The organism is Catenulispora yoronensis, from assembly GCF_039531695.1.
Taxonomy (GTDB): domain Bacteria; phylum Actinomycetota; class Actinomycetes; order Streptomycetales; family Catenulisporaceae; genus Catenulispora; species Catenulispora yoronensis.
On record NZ_BAAAQN010000018.1, the window covers coordinates 98002 to 113848 of the forward strand.

The window sequence follows — 15847 nt, forward strand, 5'->3', positions numbered from 1 at the left end:
CACGCCAAAACCCGCCAAACTACCCCCATTTGGGGGATACCGCAGCCTCTCCCCACCCGGCCACAATCATCTTGCGGCCGGGATGTTCGCGACACCTGGACCCGGCAAACCCACGACTGATGCGTGCCGAGACGTCAGCACGTGCCGATGGGGGGAATGTCCCGCACGCTCTCGATGACGATGTCGTCGGCTGCCCGAGACCGGTGTGGCGTTCAGCCTCCGGCTCTTGCCAAGTCGGAGGCGATGGGGGGCCACACTCCCGGTCTCGAGCAGGTTCTCCGCGGAGGACAAGCACCGGCCGGGTCCGGATACTGCCCCAGGCATTCGGACCCGGCCACCACCGGCGGCGCTCAGCGCCGCCGGGCAATACCCCATGTCAACGCGAGTCGCTCCCACCCGACTCGATCGCCGCCCGCGCTGCTTCCAGCCGCGCGACCGGCACCCGGAACGGAGAACAGGAGACGTAGTCCAAGCCGACCTCCTCGAAGAAGTGCACCGACTCCGGATCCCCGCCGTGCTCACCGCACACGCCGAGCTTCAGCTCCGGCCGCGTCCGACGCCCCTCCTCCGCAGCGATGCGCACCAGCTTCCCGACTCCGTCACGGTCGATCGTCTCGAAAGGCGACACCCCGAAGATGCCCCGATCCAAGTACGCCGAGAAGAAAGCCCCCTCGACATCGTCCCGAGAGAAGCCCCACGTCGTCTGAGTCAGGTCGTTGGTCCCGAAGGAGAAGAACTGCGCAGCCTCAGCAATCTGCCCCGCCGTCAACGCGGCCCGCGGCAGCTCGATCATGGTCCCGATCAGCGCCCGGATGTCAGCCCCGGTCCGGGACTTGACCTCGTCCAGAACCCCCTGCGCCTCCTCCCGGATGATCTCCAACTCCTGCACAGCCCCGACCAACGGCACCATGATCTCCACCCGAGCCACCCCGCCGGCCTTGGCCACCTGCGCCGCCGCCTCAGCAACAGCCCGCACCTGCATGATGAACAGACCCGAGATCACCAAGCCCAACCGCACACCGCGCAGCCCCAGCATCGGGTTCGCCTCGTGCATCTTGTGTACAGCCTGGAGCAGCCGCAGGTCGCCCTCGCTGGTCTCACCCCGTGCCTCGGCCACGGCCACGCGCACGGACAGCTCGGTGATGTCCGGCAGGAACTCGTGCAACGGCGGGTCCAACAGCCGCACCGTCACCGGCAGACCGCCCATCGCGGTGAAGATCGCCACGAAGTCGTCCCGCTGCATCGGCAGCAACTCGGCCAGCGCCGCCTCCCGCTCGGCATCGTCCTCAGCCAGAATCAGCCGCTCCACCAGAGCCCGCCGCTCGCCCAGGAACATGTGCTCGGTACGGCACAAGCCGATGCCCTGCGCCCCGAACCGCCGAGCCCGAGCGGCGTCCTCTGCCGTGTCTGCGTTAGCCCGCACGTACAGGCGCCGACGTTCATCGGACCATGTCATGATGCGATGAACCGCGCGTACCAGGTCGTCCGCCGACGGCGAATCAGCACCCAGCCGGCCCTCGAAGTACTCCACCACCGGCGACGCGACGACCGGCACCTCGCCGAGGTACACCGCGCCGGAGGTGCCGTCGATCGAGATGACGTCGCCCTCTTCGACCACCACGCCGTTCGGCGCGATCATGCGGCGTCGCTTCGTGTCCACGTCCAGGGTCTCGGCGCCGCATACGCAGGTCTTGCCCATGCCGCGGGCCACCACGGCTGCGTGCGAGGTCTTGCCGCCGCGCGATGTCAGGATGCCCTGTGCCGCGATCATGCCGTTGAGGTCGTCGGGGTTGGTCTCGCGACGGATCAGGATGACCCTCTCGCCGGAGCGGGACCACTTCACCGCGGTGTAGGAGTCGAACACGGCCTTGCCGCTGGCGGCGCCGGGCGAGGCGTTCATGCCCTTGGCGATCTTCTCCGCCTTGGCGTTCTCGTCGAAGCGCGGGAACATCAGCTGCGCCAGCTGGGCGCCGTTCACGCGCTGCACGGCCTCGTCCGGGCTGATGCGACCCTCGTCGACGAGTTGCACCGCGATGCGGAATGCCGCTGCGGCGGTGCGCTTGCCCACGCGAGTTTGGAGCATCCAGAGCTTGCCGCGCTCGATGGTGAACTCGATGTCGCACAGGTCGCGGTAGTGCTCCTCAAGCGTGGACATGATGCCGGTCAGCTGGGCGTAGCTGGCTTCGTCGATGTGCTCCAGCTCTTGCAGCGGCACCGTATTGCGGATGCCGGCCACCACGTCTTCGCCCTGGGCGTTCTGCAGGTAGTCGCCGTATACACCGGTTTGGCCGGAGGCCGGGTCGCGAGTGAAGGCGACGCCGGTGCCGGAGTCCATGCCCAGGTTGCCGAACACCATCGAGCAGACGTTGACCGCGGTGCCCAGGTCATTGGGGATGCGTTCCTGGCGGCGGTAGAGCTTGGCACGGTCGCCGTTCCAGGACTCGAACACGGCGCGGATCGCCAGGTCCATCTGCTCGCGCGGGTCCTGGGGGAAGGTGCGGCCGGCCTCCTTCTCCACGATCACCTTGAACGCTTCGACCAGGCCGCGGAGGTCGTCGGCGCCGAGGTCCAGATCGTTGTGGGTGCCCTTGGCGGCCTTGGCTTCGTCCAGGGCGTGTTCGAACAGTTCGCCGTCGACATCGAGGACTGTCTTGCCGAACATCTGGATGAGGCGGCGGTAGGAGTCCCAGGCGAAGCGCTCGTTGTCTGCCTGGGTGGCGAGGCCGAGGACCGATTCGTCGTTGAGCCCGATGTTCAGGACCGTGTCCATCATGCCGGGCATGGAGAACTTGGCACCGGAGCGGACCGAGACCAGGAGAGGTCCGTCGGCCTGGCCGAGCTTCTTGCCCATCTTCACTTCGAGGGCGTCGAGGTACTGAGTGACCTGCTCGCGCAGCTCCGGGGGCTCCTGGCCCTGCTCCAGATAGACGCGGCAGGCATCGGTGGTGATCGTGAAGCCGGGAGGGACCGGCAGCCCGAGGTTGGTCATCTCGGCGAGGTTGGCGCCCTTGCCGCCGAGCAGGTCCTTGAGGTCCTTGTTGCCTTCGGTGAAGTCGTACACGAACTTCGGCACGCAGATACTCCCTGACTGATCTGAGTGGCACACCTGCGGCGGCGGTGGGACGGATGAGGGGAGTCCCACCGCATGCCCTGACGCTGCGGAGCGTAGCGCGTCGGCGGCGCGCGCTCCCCACGGCTATACCCCTAATACGCCGTTTCGTTCCTGTGAGCCGTCTCACCCGGGGTGCGGACGTGTTCACCCGGGCGGAGGCACAGGTGGGCGCGCCGGGAATGAAACTGCCGCAGGGTGTGCTGTGGGGGACGGTAGGTTAGTTGAACGCTAAACCAAGATCGCACGACCGACCCTGGAGGAAGTTCGCAATGAGCACCGACTACGCGTCCCTGACCGGTGAGTACACCTTCGACACCGCCCACAGCACGGTCGGGTTCATCGCCCGGCACGCGATGGTCACCAAGGTGCGTGGGGGGTTCAACGAGTTCGAGGGCACGATCCACATTGACGGGGCGAGCCCTGACAAGAGCAGCGCCGAGGCTTCGGTCACGGTCGCCAGCGTCGACACCCGCAATGAGCAGCGCAACGGGCATCTGCTGTCCGGCGACTTCTTCGAGCAGGACAAGTACCCGGTGATGTCGTTCAAGTCCACCGGGGTCAGTGCCAAGGGCGACGACCAGTTCGTGCTGCACGGCGACCTGACGGTCAAGGACGTCACCAAGCCCATCGACTTCGAAGTGGAGTTCCTGGGGACGACGGTCGACCCGTATGGGAACACGCGCATCGGGTTCGAGGCCAAGACCACCGTCAGTCGCAAGGAGTTCGGGATGACCTGGAACGCGGCGCTGGAGACCGGTGGTGTGCTGGTCAGTGACAAGATCCAGATTGAGCTGGAGATTTCGGCGATCAAGCAGAGCTGAGCTGCTTGCCGCCGAGAGGGACGGAGCGCCGGAACCGCCTGGAGGGTTCTGGCGCTCTTTGCTGTTTGGGGCGGCGGGATTGCTGCGGCAAGGCGGCAAACCGCAGTAAAGCGCAGTGAGCTGTTGCCGGTGCGAGGTGAAGCCTCGGCTGCCAGGTTCGCTGGAATGGCGCTTGGCGGCACCGCGTTGGCTGCCAGGTTCGTCGGCGTGGTGCTTGACGGCACCGCGTTGCTGCCGGGTTCGCCAGCACGGCACTTGGCGGCACCGCGTTGGCTGTCAGGTTCGCCGGCGTGGCGGTTGACGGCACCACATTGTCGCGCCGCAAGCGGGCTGTCGCCTGCCTGGGTGTTCGGCGGCACGGCATGGGCGCTGTGGGCAGGCTGCGGTTGGGAGGCGGGCCGCCGTCGTTGTCTGGGGAGTAGACCGGTGGCTGGCGTGTCGACAGGCTGAGTGCGCCGTTGTTGCGCTCGACGGCACCGTGTTCCTCGGGGCAGGAGCGCGCCGCCACACACACCTAGCGGGTGACGCATAGCGCGTGACACGCCGCGCGCCACGCATAGCGCATCGCGCCAGCCGCCCTGCCGCCCTGCCGCTCAGCCGCTCAGCCGCTCAGCCGCCCGAATCTTCCAGCTCCGCCGCGGTCGGCACCGTGTCGTCGTCGCGATCGTCGAGCCAGCCGTGGGGGAGGGTTACTTTGCCTGGGGAGTTGGTGCGGCCGCGGGGCTTGCCGAGGGTTTCGGTGGGGAAGGGGGTGGCGGGGTCCAGGTGGGTGAAGTGGTTGTCGAGGTCGGTGAGGGTGGAGGCCGTGGCGAGGGCTCGGCGGGTGTCGCCGCCTACGGGGAAGCCTTTGAGGTACCAGGCGACGTGTTTGCGGAAGTCGACCACACCTGCTTGTTCGGTGCCGAGCCAGCTGGCCAGGAGTTCGGCGTGGCGGCGCATGGTGGTGGTTACTTCGCCGAGGGTGGGGAGGGCGCGGGTGGGGTTGGCGGTGAACGCTGCCGCGAGGTCGGCGAACAGCCAGGGGCGGCCCAGGCAGCCGCGGCCGACGACCACGCCGTCGGCGCCGGTTTCGGACATCATGCGGAGGGCGTCGGAGGCTTCCCAGATGTCGCCGTTGCCGAGGACGGGGATCTGGAGGGATTCCTTGAGGTTCTTGATGGCGCTCCAGTCGGCTTCGCCGCTGTAGCGCTGGGCTGCTGTGCGGCCGTGGAGGGCGACCCAGGTGGCGCCGGCTTCTTGGGCCAGGCGGCCGGCTTCCAGGTGGGTGGGGTGGTCGTCGTCGATGCCGATGCGCATTTTGACGGTGACGGGGATGCCGGCGGGGGCCGCTGCCTGGACGGCTGCTTCGACGATCTGGGCGAAGAGTTTGCGTTTGTAGGGCAGCGCGGCGCCGCCGCCTTTGCGGGTGACGCGGGGGACCGGGCAGCCGAAGTTCATGTCGACGTGGTCGGCCAGGTTCTCGGCGGCGATCATCTCGACGGCTTTGCGGACGGTGGTGGGGTCCACGCCGTAGAGCTGGAGGCTGCGGGGGTGCTCGTCGCTGGCGAAGGTGATCATCCGGAGGGTCTTCTCGTTGCGCTCGACCAGGGCGCGGGTCATGACCATCTCGCAGACGTACACACCGGCGCCGTGTTCGCGGCACAGCTGGCGGAAGGCCACGTTGGTGATGCCGGCCATGGGAGCCAGGACCACGGGTGGCGCAACGGGCAGGGTGCCGAGGGTGAGGTGTGGTTTGCGGGGGGAAGTCACGGTTCCAGGATCCCATACCGCGGGCCGACACCCGTTCGGGATATTTCGAGTCGGTGTCGTGACAACCGGCCCAGTACTCTGAACGTCATAAGGAATGAGTTAAAAAACCGGCGGGGGGACACCGCTGGAACACTGGACAGCGGGTAGGCGAGAGTGAGAAGCGAAGTGAAGGCAAGGAGCCGTGCCGGCGGAGGCGGCACGGACCTGAGCGGTCCGCGGGGGCGGGCGGCGGAGCGGGGGCGCGACAAGCTCGCGCCGGGGCTGCTGGCCGGTGCCCTGGGCATCTTCATAGCGGTGGGCATCTCGGCGTGCAACACCAACCCGCACGCCGCGGATGTGCCGCCGCCCTCCACCGTGGAGCAGCAGGCGCCGGGCCAGACGCCCGACAACGCCTCCTCGGAACACCATTCCAAACCGAAACCGGGTATAGAGCTGCCGAACACCATCCAGGTGCTGTACGCGACCACCCCGGCCTTCCAGGACCTGACGCACCACATCGTGCTGTGGAACGCGTCCCAGGCCTACAAGGCCGAGTACGCCGCCGCCTACCAGCCGGCCTCGGCCGCGACGCCGGACCTGAAGCGGTACTGGACCGGCGCCGGGTACCAGCAGGCGCACACCTGGGCGCAGACCTGGATCGACACCAAGCACCAGCCGGTGGGCCAGGCGGTGCTGTCCAACGTCAGCGTGGAGAGCCTGACCGCGGACCAGGCCACGGTCGGCTTCTGCGAGGACCTGGCCGGGGTGGTGCGCGGCGACGTCCAGACCCACACCCCGGGCAAGGCGCTCCAGGAGCACGGCACGCCGGGCAACCGGGTCGTGTTCACGATGGTGCCGACCGGGTCCAAGGGGCAGTGGCAGGTCAACGCCGAGTCGATCACCAAGGCTTCGGCGCTGTGCCCGCCGCCGACGGAGAAGAAGCGCCACCACTGATCGGGAATAGCGGCTTGATCACGGATTGCCGATGATGGTGAACCGTCAACTATCAACCGGAACAGCGAACTGTGAACAGGGAACCGCGATCCGGGCGGAGACGTAGATCACACAAGCGAAGCGGATCACACCGGTTACCGATCGGTACGAAATGCATTTGACAATGGGACCGCCGGAAGGTTTTCCGGCGGTCCCATTGTTTTCGGCCCGCGATAGCGCTTTCAGGCCATATGGCGTGGCGTGGGAGGGAAGCCCGCCCAGCAAGGCAGGCCACGGCGCGTGCAGCGCGTGACCTGCGAGTGAGAGACCCGCGAGCGCGTGCGTGACCTGCGAGCGCGTGACCCACGAGCGCGTGCGTGACCTGCGAGCGCGTGACCCACGAGCAAGAGCCTCATGAGCAAGTGACTCACGAGCAAGAGACTCACGAGCAAGAGACCCTGCGGCGGATGAGATGACCAGGCGGCTTAAGCAGTCTTGTGCGCGTTCAGCACACACGATGCTCAAGCCGCCCGATCACAGAACTCAAGCGCCGATCAACCGCGCCGCCAGGTAGCCCTCGACCTGGTCCAGCGCCACCCGCTGCTGCTCCATCGAGTCCCGCTCCCGGACGGTCACGGCCTGGTCCTCCAGGGTGTCGAAGTCGACCGTGATGCAGAACGGGGTGCCGATCTCGTCCTGGCGGCGGTAGCGGCGGCCGATGGCGCCGGCGTCGTCGAACTCGACGTTCCAGTTGCGGCGCAGGTTCTGGGCCAGGTCGCGGGCCTTGGGCGAGAGGTCGGCGTTGCGGGACAGCGGCAGGACCGCCGCCTTCACCGGGGCCAGCCGCTTGTCCAGGCGCAGGACCTTGCGGACCTCCATCTGGCCCTTGGCGTTCGGCGCCTCGTCCTCGGCGTAGGCGTCCAGCAGGAAGGCCAGCATGCCGCGGTTCACACCGGCCGCCGGCTCCACCACGAACGGCGTCCAGCGCTCGCCGCTGTCCTGCTCCAGCTGGGTGAAGTCCTCACCGGAGTGCTTGGAGTGGGTGGACAGGTCGAAGTCGGTGCGGTTGGCGATGCCCTCCAGCTCGGAGAACTCCTGGCCGCCGAAGTTGAAGCGGTACTCGATGTCGACGGTGCGCTTGGAGTAGTGCGACAGCTTCTCCTGCGGGTGCTCGTAGAAGCGCAGGTTCTCGGCGCGCAGGCCCAGGTCGACCCACCAGTTATAGCGCTCGTTGAGCCAGTACTCGAACCAGGTCTCGTCCTCGCCGGGCTTGACGAAGTACTCCATCTCCATCTGCTCGAACTCGCGGGTGCGGAAGATGAAGTTGCCCGGCGTGATCTCGTTGCGGAAGGACTTGCCGATCTGGCCGATGCCGAACGGGGGCTTCTTGCGGGAGGCGTCGCGGACGGTCTTGTAGGACACGAAGATGCCCTGCGCGGTCTCCGGGCGCAGGTAGGCCAGGCCCGCTTCGTCCATGGTGACGCCCAGGTGGGTCTGGAGCATCAGGTTGAAGACCTTGGGCTCGGTGAAGGTGCCCTTGTTGCCGCAGTTCGGACAGTTGAGGTCGGCCAGGCCGTGCTCGGGGGTGCGGCCGTGCTTGGCCTCGTAGGCCTCGATGAGGTGGTCCTCGCGGAAGCGCTTGTGGCAGGACTGGCACTCGGTCAGCGGGTCGGTGAACTCCTTGACGTGGCCGGAGGCCTCCCACACCTCGCGCGCCAGGATGACCGAGGAGTCCAGGCCGACGACGTCCTCCCGGCCGGTGACCATCGCCTTCCACCACTGGCGCTTGATGTTCTCCTTCAGCTCCACGCCGAGCGGCCCGTAGTCGTAGGCGGCACGAGTGCCCCCGTAGATCTCGCTGGAGGGGAAGACGAAGCCTCGGCTCTTAGCGAGCCGGACGATGGTCTCGATCTTGTCGGCGGCCACAGTCGCTCTCTTTCTTGTTGCCACCGCATCCACGGTGGCGAAGCCCGGCCGGATGCCGGGTTTCGGATGATGCCCCAGCTTAGCCGGTCGGGTGATCGGATTCGGAGCGGTTTCGCGGCTAGGAGGAGACGGCGAGGCGACGACCCCGGACCGGGTCGGCTGCGAACGAGTGGGCGAACGCGAGGGAGGCGGTCCGGGGCGGCCCGGAGAGTGGTCCGGTCGGCCCGGCAGTTGGCCCGGCGGTTGGTCCGGCGGTTGGTCCGGCGGTTGGTCCGGCGGTCGGCCCAGAGGTCGGCCCAGAGGTCGGTCCGGGGCGCCCCGGAGTCCGGGATCCGGTCCGACGATCAGGCAAATTGACAATCGTTTTCATTTTCAGTCACCATGACCGCATGCCCATCCCGCGTCGTGCGCCGTCCGTCCCCCGTCCGCGTCCTCGTCCCGTCGTTCCGGCCGCGGCGGCCGCGCTGGCCGTCGCCACGGCGGCGACACTCGTGCTCGGCGGCTGTGTGAAGGCCGCCGACCGGCCCGGCGCGGCCGGGGGCCGGCTGGACGTGGTGGCCGGGTTCTATCCCTTCGCGTTCCTGGCCGAGCGGATCGGCGGGTCGCATGTGCAGGTGCGGAACCTCACCAAGCCCGGTGCCGAGCCGCACGATCTGGAGCTGACGCCGTCGCAGGTGGCGGCGGTCGGCCTGGCCGATCTGGCGATCTACGAGAAGGGGCTGCAGCCGCTGGTGGACTCGGCGGTCGCGCAGGAGAAGCCGAAGGCCGCGCTGGACGCCGCGACCGTGGTGCACCTGGAGAACCACGGCGACCTGGGCGAGGGCGACAGCCGCAGCGACGACCCGCACATCTGGCTGGACCCGGTGGACTTCGCCAAGGTCGGGGACGCGGTGTCGGCCAAGTTGCAGCAGGTGGACCCGGCGCACGCCGCGGACTACCGGGCCAACCAGGCCGCGCTGGACGCGGATCTGAAGTCGCTGGACGCCGACTACCGGGCCGGTCTGGCCCAGTGCCAGCGCAAGGCCATCGTCACCAGCCATGCCGCGTTCGGGTACCTGGCCGAGCGGTACGGGCTGACGCAGGTCCCGATCGCGGGCCTGTCCCCGGACGACGAGCCGTCCGCGTCCCACCTCGCGAAGATCCAGGACCTGATCAAGACTGAGGGCGTGACCACGGTCTTCTTCGAGACCCTGGCCAGCCCCAAGACCGCGCAGACGCTCGCGGCGGACACCGGGACGAAGGCCGCGGTGCTCGACCCGATCGAGGGGGTCCAGGACCCCTCGAAGCAGGACTACCTCTCCGTGATGCGCGACAACCTCGCCGCGCTCCGTTCCGCGTTGGGATGCGCCTGATGGCCCGTGACACCTCCGACATAACGGTTCCGGCCGTGGCGGCCCACCAGGTGACGGTGGCGCTCGGCGGACGGGCGATCCTGCACGGCGTCGACCTGACGGTGCGCCGCGGTGAGACGGTCGCGCTGCTGGGCGCCAACGGCTCCGGCAAGTCCACGCTGGTCAAGACGATCGTCGGGCTGTATCCGGTGGACGGCGGCCGGATCGAGCTGTTCGGCACGCCGCTGCCCGGGTTCCGGTCCTGGCAGCGGGTCGGCTACGTCCCGCAGCGCACCACCGCGGCGGCGGGCGTGCCGGCCACGGTCGGCGAGGTGGTGGCGAGCGGCCTGCTGACGCCGCGGACCTGGATCAGCCGGCGCGGCCGGGCCGACCGCGGCGCGGTCCGCGAAGCGCTGGCGACCGTCGGGATGCTGGACCGGATCGGCGACCCGGTGGCGGCGCTGTCCGGCGGCCAGCAGCAGCGGGTGCTGATCGCGCGGGCCCTGGCGCGCCGCCCGGACCTGCTGATCATGGACGAGCCGATGGCCGGGGTCGACCTGGTCAGCCAGCAAACGTTCGCGGACACGCTGGGCGAGCTGTCGAAGCAGGGCACCACGATCCTGCTGGTGCTGCACGAGCTGGGGCCGCTGGCGCCGCTCATCGATCGGACCGTGGTGCTGCGGTCCGGAGTGGTGCTGTATGACGGGGCGCCGGTGGAGCACGGCGAGGACGACCCGTTCCACGGCCACGAACGGCCCGAGCACGACCATGTGCATCCGCACGACGCGCCGAGCGAGGCGCCGGGGACGCCGGCGTGTCCGCCCGGGCCCACGCCGGTGGACACGCTGAAGGTGAAGGAGGCTCGGGCATGAGGGGCCTCGCGGCGCGCGCCGGAGCGGCGGGCACCACAGCGGCAGGCACCGCACGAGCCGCGAAGGCTATGGCATCGGCCTCGGCCCTGGCGTCGGCCTTGGCGTCGGCCCCGACCACGACCCCGTTTTCCACCCCGCTCCCCGCACCGGAGGCAGGTCCCGCATGCTGAGCGACACCATCTTCGGCCTGGCCTTCATGCAGAGGGCGTTCCTGGCCGCGCTGGTCATCGGTTTGGCGGCGCCGGCAATCGGCACGTATCTGGTGCAGCGGCGGTTGGCGCTGATGGGTGACGGCCTCGGGCATGTGGCGTTGACCGGTGTCGGGCTGGGCCTGATCACGAAGACGTCGCCGGTGTGGGGGGCGGTGCTGGTCGCGGTGGCGGGCGCGGTGGCGGTGGAGCTGATCCGCGAGCGGGCCAAGGCCAGTGGTGATGTGGCGTTGGCGATGTTGTTCTACGGGGGTCTGGCCGGCGGGTCGATGTTGATCTCGCTGTCCGGCGGCAACGCGAACCTGAACTCGTATTTGTTCGGGTCGATCCTGTCGACGTCGCCGGGCGACTTGTGGGCGATCGCGGCGTTGGCGGTGGGTGTGCTGCTGGTGACGTTGGGGCTGCGGCGGGCGTTGTTCGCGGTGTGCCAGGACGAGGAGTTCGCGCGGGTGGCGGGGCTGCCGGTGCGGAGTCTGAACCTGCTGCTGGCGGTCACGACCGCGGTGACGGTGACGGTGGGCATGCGGGTGGTGGGGGTGCTGATGGTCAGTGCCCTGATGGTGGTGCCGGTGGCGGCGGCGCAGCAGGTGACGCGGGCGTTCGCGGCGACGATGGGGCTGGCGATGGTGATCGGGGTGGGGGCGGCGATGTCGGGGGTCACGATGTCGTACTACGCGGACACGCCGCCCGGGGCGTCGATCGTGCTGATCGCGATCGGGGTGTTCCTGCTGGCCAGCATCGGCGCCGGGTTGCTGCACCGGCGGCGGGGCCGGTCGGAGGCGCGGACGCCGGCCGGGCCGGGTTCGAGGCCGGGCGCCGGTTCGAGGCCGGGCTCGGGCGCCGGTTCGGGCGCCCGTCCGAGGCCGGGCTCAGGCGCCGGTCCGGGCTCCGGCAGCTCCGGGTCGCGTCCGGGCGCCCCGGTTTCGGATCCGCGGACGCAACCACCGGCCGCCACCGCCCCGAGCCTGCCACAATGACTGCTGGCCGTCGTGCCCGCAGCTCCGCGCCGCACGCCACCGCACCGCTAGGAGAAGCCACAGTGAGCACCGCAGACAACTCCGGCGACCACGAGGCCGCTCGCGGCCTGCCCACTCAGGGCCGTTCGACCCGGCAGCGGTCGGCGGTCGCGGCCCTGCTGGACGAGGTCGACGATTTCCGCAGCGCCCAGGATCTGCACGATCTGCTGAAGCAGCGCGGCGAGTCGGTGGGGCTGACCACGGTCTACCGGGCGTTGCAGTCGCTGGCCGACGCCGGCGAGGTGGACGTGCTGCGCACCGGCGACCGGGAGGTCATCTACCGCCGCTGCTCGACGCCGCGGCACCATCACCACTTGGTGTGCCGGGAGTGCGGGAAGACCGTGGAGGTCGAGGGTCCGGCGGTGGTGGAGAGCTGGGCGGAGCGGGTCGCGGCCGAGCACGGCTACTCGAATGTGTCGCACACGCTGGAGATTTTCGGTACCTGCGGCGACCACTGACGGCGCCGGCCACGCGGAACGCCGAACCCCCGGACCGCACCGGACCCGGGGACTGCACCGGACCGAACACGCAGACCGTGCAGACCGTGCAGACACCGCAGACCGCTCCGACCTCCGCCAGGGCGGGGACGGTAGTTTGGGGCCACGGCGCGGGGGTGCGCCGCGACCGTCGCATGTTCGCGGAGCGCCCCCGGGCCGCTCCGCCACCACTCCCCCATCACTCGGCCCGCCACTCCCCCGCCGCGCCGCGCAGCTCGGCCCGCAAGCCGCCCCACTCCCCCGCCGCCCCGCCTACCCCTCGTCCGGGTCGGCGTACTCGCTCTCGTCGTACTCGGGCCCGGACTCGGCGGCGAACTGCTCCTCGTTGGTGATGGCGCCGCCGTACCGCCGGTCGCGGCCGGCGAAGACTTCACAGGCCCGCCACAAGTTGGTGCGGTCGAAGTCCGGCCACAGGGCCTCGTCGAAGTACAGCTCGGCGTAGGCGGACTGCCACATCAGGAAGTTCGACGTGCGGTGCTCGCCCGAGGAGCGGATGAACAGGTCGACGTCGGGCATGTCCGGCTCGTCGAGGTAGCGGCCGACGGTGCGCTCGTTGATCTTCTCCGGGTCCAGGCGGCCGGCCTTGATGTCGCGGCCCATGGCGACCATGGCGTCGGCGATCTCCCACCGGCCGCCGTAGTTGACGCACATGGTGAGGGTGAGGAGCTTGTTGTCCTTGGTGCGCTCCTCAGCCCATTCCAGCTCGTCGATGACCGACTTCCACAGCCGGGGCCGGCGGCCGGCCCAGCGGATGCGGACGCCGAGCTCGTCCATCTCGCCGATGCGGCGGCGGATGGTGTCGCGGTTGAAGCCCATGAGGAAGCGCACTTCCTCCGGCGAGCGCTTCCAGTTCTCGGTGGAGAAGGCGTAGGCCGAGATGTGGGTGATGCCGCCGAGCTGCACGGCACCCTCGACGACGTCGAACAGCGAGGCCTCGCCGATCTTGTGGCCCTCGATGCGGGACAGGCCGCGCTCCTTGGCCCAGCGGCCGTTGCCGTCCATCACCACGGCCACGTGCCGGGGCACCAGGTCCAGCGGGATGTCCGGCGGCAGCGCGCCGCGCTTGTGCGGGAAGGGGTCCCGCAGGACGCCGGGCTGCCGCTTGGCGAGGCGCTCCTCCAGGATCCGTCGGGTCAGTCTCACCGGTCCACCTATCTCGTCCTCGTGTCGCTGTTCGCGCGCGCCGGGCGCTTCATCGTTCGACCAGCCGCAGGGAGCGCAGGCCGCGCTCCAGGTGCCACTGCAAGTAGGCGGCGACCAGGCCGCTGCCTTCGCGCCGGCATTTGTCGGCGCTGGCGTCGGCGGCGCCCCAGTCCCCGGCGAGCAACGCGCCCAGCAGGGCGAGTGTCTCACGGGCCGGCGCCACCGACCCCGAGGGCTTGCAGTCCGAGCACACCGCCCCGCCGGCCGGCAGGTTGAAGAACCGGTGCGGGCCCGGGTCGCCGCAGCGGGCGCAGTCCTCGAAGGACGGCGCGTAGCCGGCGACGGCCAGGGAGCGCAGCAGGAACGCGTCCAGGACCAGTCCGGCGGAGTGCTCGCCGGAGGCCAATGTACGCAACGCGCCGACCAGCAGCAGATATTGCTGCACGGCGGGCACATCATCTTCACTCAGCCGTTCCGCGGCTTCCAGCATCGCCTGGCCGGCGGTGTAGGCGGGGTAGTCGGCGACCAGGGTGCCGCCGTACGCCGCCAGCGTCTCGGCCTGGGTGACCAGGTGCAGGTCGCGGCCTTGTTTCTCGAAGATCTGGACGTCGACGAAGGTGAACGGTTCCAGCCGGGAGCCGAATTTGGACGAGGTGCGGCGCACGCCTTTGGCCACGGCGCGGACCCGGCCCCGGTCGCGGGTGAGGAAGGTGATGATGCGGTCCGCCTCACCGAGGTTGCGGGTGCGCAGGACAACGCCTTCGTCGCGGTGCAGGGGCATTGTCCAAGTGTAGGCGCCGGCGCGGACGGTGAGGGCCCGCGTGACCGAAGTGGTCACGCGGGCCCGGGTGGCGGCTGGGGAGGCGCTGCGCGGTGACGCGAGCGCCGCGATCGCCGCGTGGTGCTGCGAATGCCCAAGGTGCCGCGTGGTGCTGCGGTTACTGCTGGGGTTACTGCTGGTTCGAGGACCAGGCGCCGGGTTCCCGGTGGTCCCGGGTGACGTGCGTGGGTTCCTCGGCCGGGTCGGCCGGGCGCTGCGGCGGGACCTGGTTCCTGGGCACGACCATCGTCTCCATCGCCGAGGAGTCGGAGAGGACGTCGTCCGCCGCGTCGGTGACCGGGGCGACCGGGGCCGCGACCGGCGGCGCCGGAGCGGCCAGCGGGGCGGCGGGGGCCGCGATCACGACGGTCTCGGCGGTCGGTACCGGGATGGTCAGGTCCGGGTCGGCAGCCGGAGCCGCCGGGGCCGCCTGCGCCGCCGGAGGAGCCACCTGAGCAGGAGCCGCCGGAGCCGCAGCCGCCGGCTTCGGCGGAATCAGCATCGTCTCCATCGACGAGGTGTCCTGCACCAGCGTCGCATGCGGCGCCGGCTGTGCCGGCTGCGCCTGAGCCGCCGGCTTCGGCGGGATCAGCATGGTCTCCATCGACGACGACGTGTCGACGTGCGTCGCGTTCTGGTCGAACCGCGGCGGCACCGCGTCCTGCACCGCCCCGTAGGACCCGCTCGGCGTCTGGAACCCGGTGTGGCTGCCCGTGTTCCCGCCGACCCCTGCTGGCGGCACAGAAGCGACGACTCCGGCCACGTGCGCCTGCGTCATCCCCAGCGCCGCGCCGACCATGTCGATGACGGCGCGTTCGGCGGCGTCCACCGGCCCGTCGGCGGCGGCCACGCGGATCGCGCCGCGCACCATCGCCTCGCGTCCGGTCTCCGGCAGCTGCCCGGCGAGCCCGCCCAGCAGCTGCGTGAGGTCGTCCGGGACCACCTGCATGTCCTGCGCGAGGTTCGCCTCGGAGTAGCCCACCGCGCCGGCCGTCACGATCTCCTCGACCGCCACCGCGCGCGCTGCGGGGTTTCCTGCGCCGCCTCGGCGGAGCACGTTGACCATGACGCCGCGTACCGCGTTCTGGAGGCGGTCGGTGAACTGCGCGGCGGTGGGCCGGGCCAGTACGGACTCGCGGAAGTCGGTCTTGCAGTGGGTGCAGCGGATGAATTCGCCGATGGTCTTAAGCGGAATCAGCGGGATGAAGAACAAAGTGAAGAACCGTTGCGCGCGCCGCCGCTGATACTCCCGGTCGGTGCCGCAGCTCGGGCACGAGAACACCCCCGTGCCGACGACCCGGAAGACGGTCCGCCAGCCCCAGATAATCATTGGTACGAATCCCCTCCGTTCCGCTCGCTGCGGAACGGAGGAGATCCTGCCATACGGCCGCGTGTGAGAAACAGTGTTGTGCGGAAGCGCGGGCGGCGGCGGCCGGTTT

At 69.7% G+C, this 15847-nt stretch carries 12 protein-coding genes; 6 read left to right on the forward strand and 6 right to left on the reverse strand.

Going from position 1 to position 15847, the window contains the following annotated elements; genetic code table 11:
• Nucleotides 1-376: 376 nt before the first annotated feature.
• Nucleotides 377-3073, reverse strand: coding sequence for a pyruvate, phosphate dikinase (gene ppdK / locus ABD481_RS17170; protein WP_344666668.1), 2697 nt, complete (start codon nucleotides 3071-3073; stop codon nucleotides 377-379).
• A 308-nt stretch (nucleotides 3074-3381) separates the two neighbouring features.
• On the opposite strand from ppdK, the gene ABD481_RS17175 reads away from it, so the two are divergent.
• Nucleotides 3382-3933 carry a YceI family protein gene (locus ABD481_RS17175; RefSeq protein WP_344666669.1) on the forward strand — a complete coding sequence of 184 codons (552 nt, stop codon included), beginning with the start codon at nucleotides 3382-3384 and terminating at the stop codon, nucleotides 3931-3933.
• 609 nt (nucleotides 3934-4542) lie between these two features.
• Here ABD481_RS17175 and dusB read toward each other — a convergent pair.
• Nucleotides 4543-5682 carry a tRNA dihydrouridine synthase DusB gene (gene dusB, locus ABD481_RS17180; protein WP_344666670.1) on the reverse strand — a complete coding sequence of 380 codons (1140 nt, stop codon included), beginning with the start codon at nucleotides 5680-5682 and terminating at the stop codon, nucleotides 4543-4545.
• Between the two features lie 165 nt (nucleotides 5683-5847).
• Between dusB and ABD481_RS17185 the strand changes: the two genes are divergently transcribed.
• Nucleotides 5848-6615 carry a hypothetical protein gene (locus ABD481_RS17185; protein ID WP_344666671.1) on the forward strand — a complete coding sequence of 256 codons (768 nt, stop codon included), beginning with the start codon at nucleotides 5848-5850 and terminating at the stop codon, nucleotides 6613-6615.
• Nucleotides 6616-7137: 522 nt separating this feature from the next.
• On the opposite strand, the gene ABD481_RS17190 is transcribed toward ABD481_RS17185, so the two are convergent.
• On the reverse strand, nucleotides 7138-8520 hold the full coding sequence (locus tag ABD481_RS17190; protein WP_344666672.1) for a glycine--tRNA ligase: 1383 nt from the start codon (nucleotides 8518-8520) through the stop codon (nucleotides 7138-7140).
• Between the two features lie 389 nt (nucleotides 8521-8909).
• On the opposite strand from ABD481_RS17190, the gene ABD481_RS17195 reads away from it, so the two are divergent.
• From ABD481_RS17195 to ABD481_RS17210, 4 genes are all read left to right on the forward strand, one after another.
• The gene (locus tag ABD481_RS17195) at nucleotides 8910-9872 is read left to right on the forward strand and encodes a metal ABC transporter substrate-binding protein (protein WP_344666673.1); all 963 of its coding nucleotides are present in this window, start codon (nucleotides 8910-8912) and stop codon (nucleotides 9870-9872) included.
• Entirely contained in the window at nucleotides 9872-10723 is an 852-nt protein-coding gene (locus tag ABD481_RS17200) for a metal ABC transporter ATP-binding protein (RefSeq protein ID WP_344666674.1), read from the forward strand. Before ABD481_RS17195 ends, ABD481_RS17200 begins: the two co-directional genes overlap by 1 nt.
• 163 nt (nucleotides 10724-10886) lie before the next feature.
• Entirely contained in the window at nucleotides 10887-11909 is a 1023-nt protein-coding gene (locus ABD481_RS17205; RefSeq protein ID WP_344666675.1) for a metal ABC transporter permease, read from the forward strand.
• A 62-nt stretch (nucleotides 11910-11971) separates the two neighbouring features.
• Entirely contained in the window at nucleotides 11972-12406 is a 435-nt protein-coding gene (locus tag ABD481_RS17210; protein WP_344666676.1) for a Fur family transcriptional regulator, read from the forward strand.
• Nucleotides 12407-12697: 291 nt separating this feature from the next.
• Here the strand turns inward: ABD481_RS17210 and ABD481_RS17215 are convergent, their stop codons facing one another.
• The 3 genes from ABD481_RS17215 to ABD481_RS17225 form a co-directional block, all read right to left on the reverse strand.
• Entirely contained in the window at nucleotides 12698-13582 is an 885-nt protein-coding gene (locus ABD481_RS17215; RefSeq protein ID WP_344666719.1) for an isoprenyl transferase, read from the reverse strand.
• A gap of 55 nt (nucleotides 13583-13637) precedes the next feature.
• Nucleotides 13638-14369, reverse strand: coding sequence for a DNA repair protein RecO (gene recO / locus ABD481_RS17220; RefSeq protein ID WP_344666677.1), 732 nt, complete (start codon nucleotides 14367-14369; stop codon nucleotides 13638-13640).
• 169 nt (nucleotides 14370-14538) lie between these two features.
• Nucleotides 14539-15738, reverse strand: a complete 1200-nt coding sequence (locus tag ABD481_RS17225) for a zinc-ribbon domain-containing protein (RefSeq protein ID WP_344666678.1) — start codon at nucleotides 15736-15738, stop codon at nucleotides 14539-14541.
• Between the last annotated feature and the right edge of the window lie 109 nt (nucleotides 15739-15847).

Excerpts from the sequence above, each read along its gene's own strand:
- ABD481_RS17175 (WP_344666669.1), top strand. The coding sequence starts at position 3,382 with ATGAGCACCGACTACGCGTCCCTGACCGGTGAGTACACCTTCGACACC.
- ABD481_RS17195 (WP_344666673.1), top strand. The coding sequence starts at position 8,910 with ATGCCCATCCCGCGTCGTGCGCCGTCCGTCCCCCGTCCGCGTCCTCGT.
- ABD481_RS17200 (WP_344666674.1), top strand. The coding sequence starts at position 9,872 with ATGGCCCGTGACACCTCCGACATAACGGTTCCGGCCGTGGCGGCCCAC.
- ABD481_RS17205 (WP_344666675.1), top strand. The coding sequence starts at position 10,887 with ATGCTGAGCGACACCATCTTCGGCCTGGCCTTCATGCAGAGGGCGTTC.
- recO (WP_344666677.1), bottom strand. The coding sequence starts at position 14,369 with ATGCCCCTGCACCGCGACGAAGGCGTTGTCCTGCGCACCCGCAACCTC.
- ABD481_RS17225 (WP_344666678.1), bottom strand. The coding sequence starts at position 15,738 with ATGATTATCTGGGGCTGGCGGACCGTCTTCCGGGTCGTCGGCACGGGG.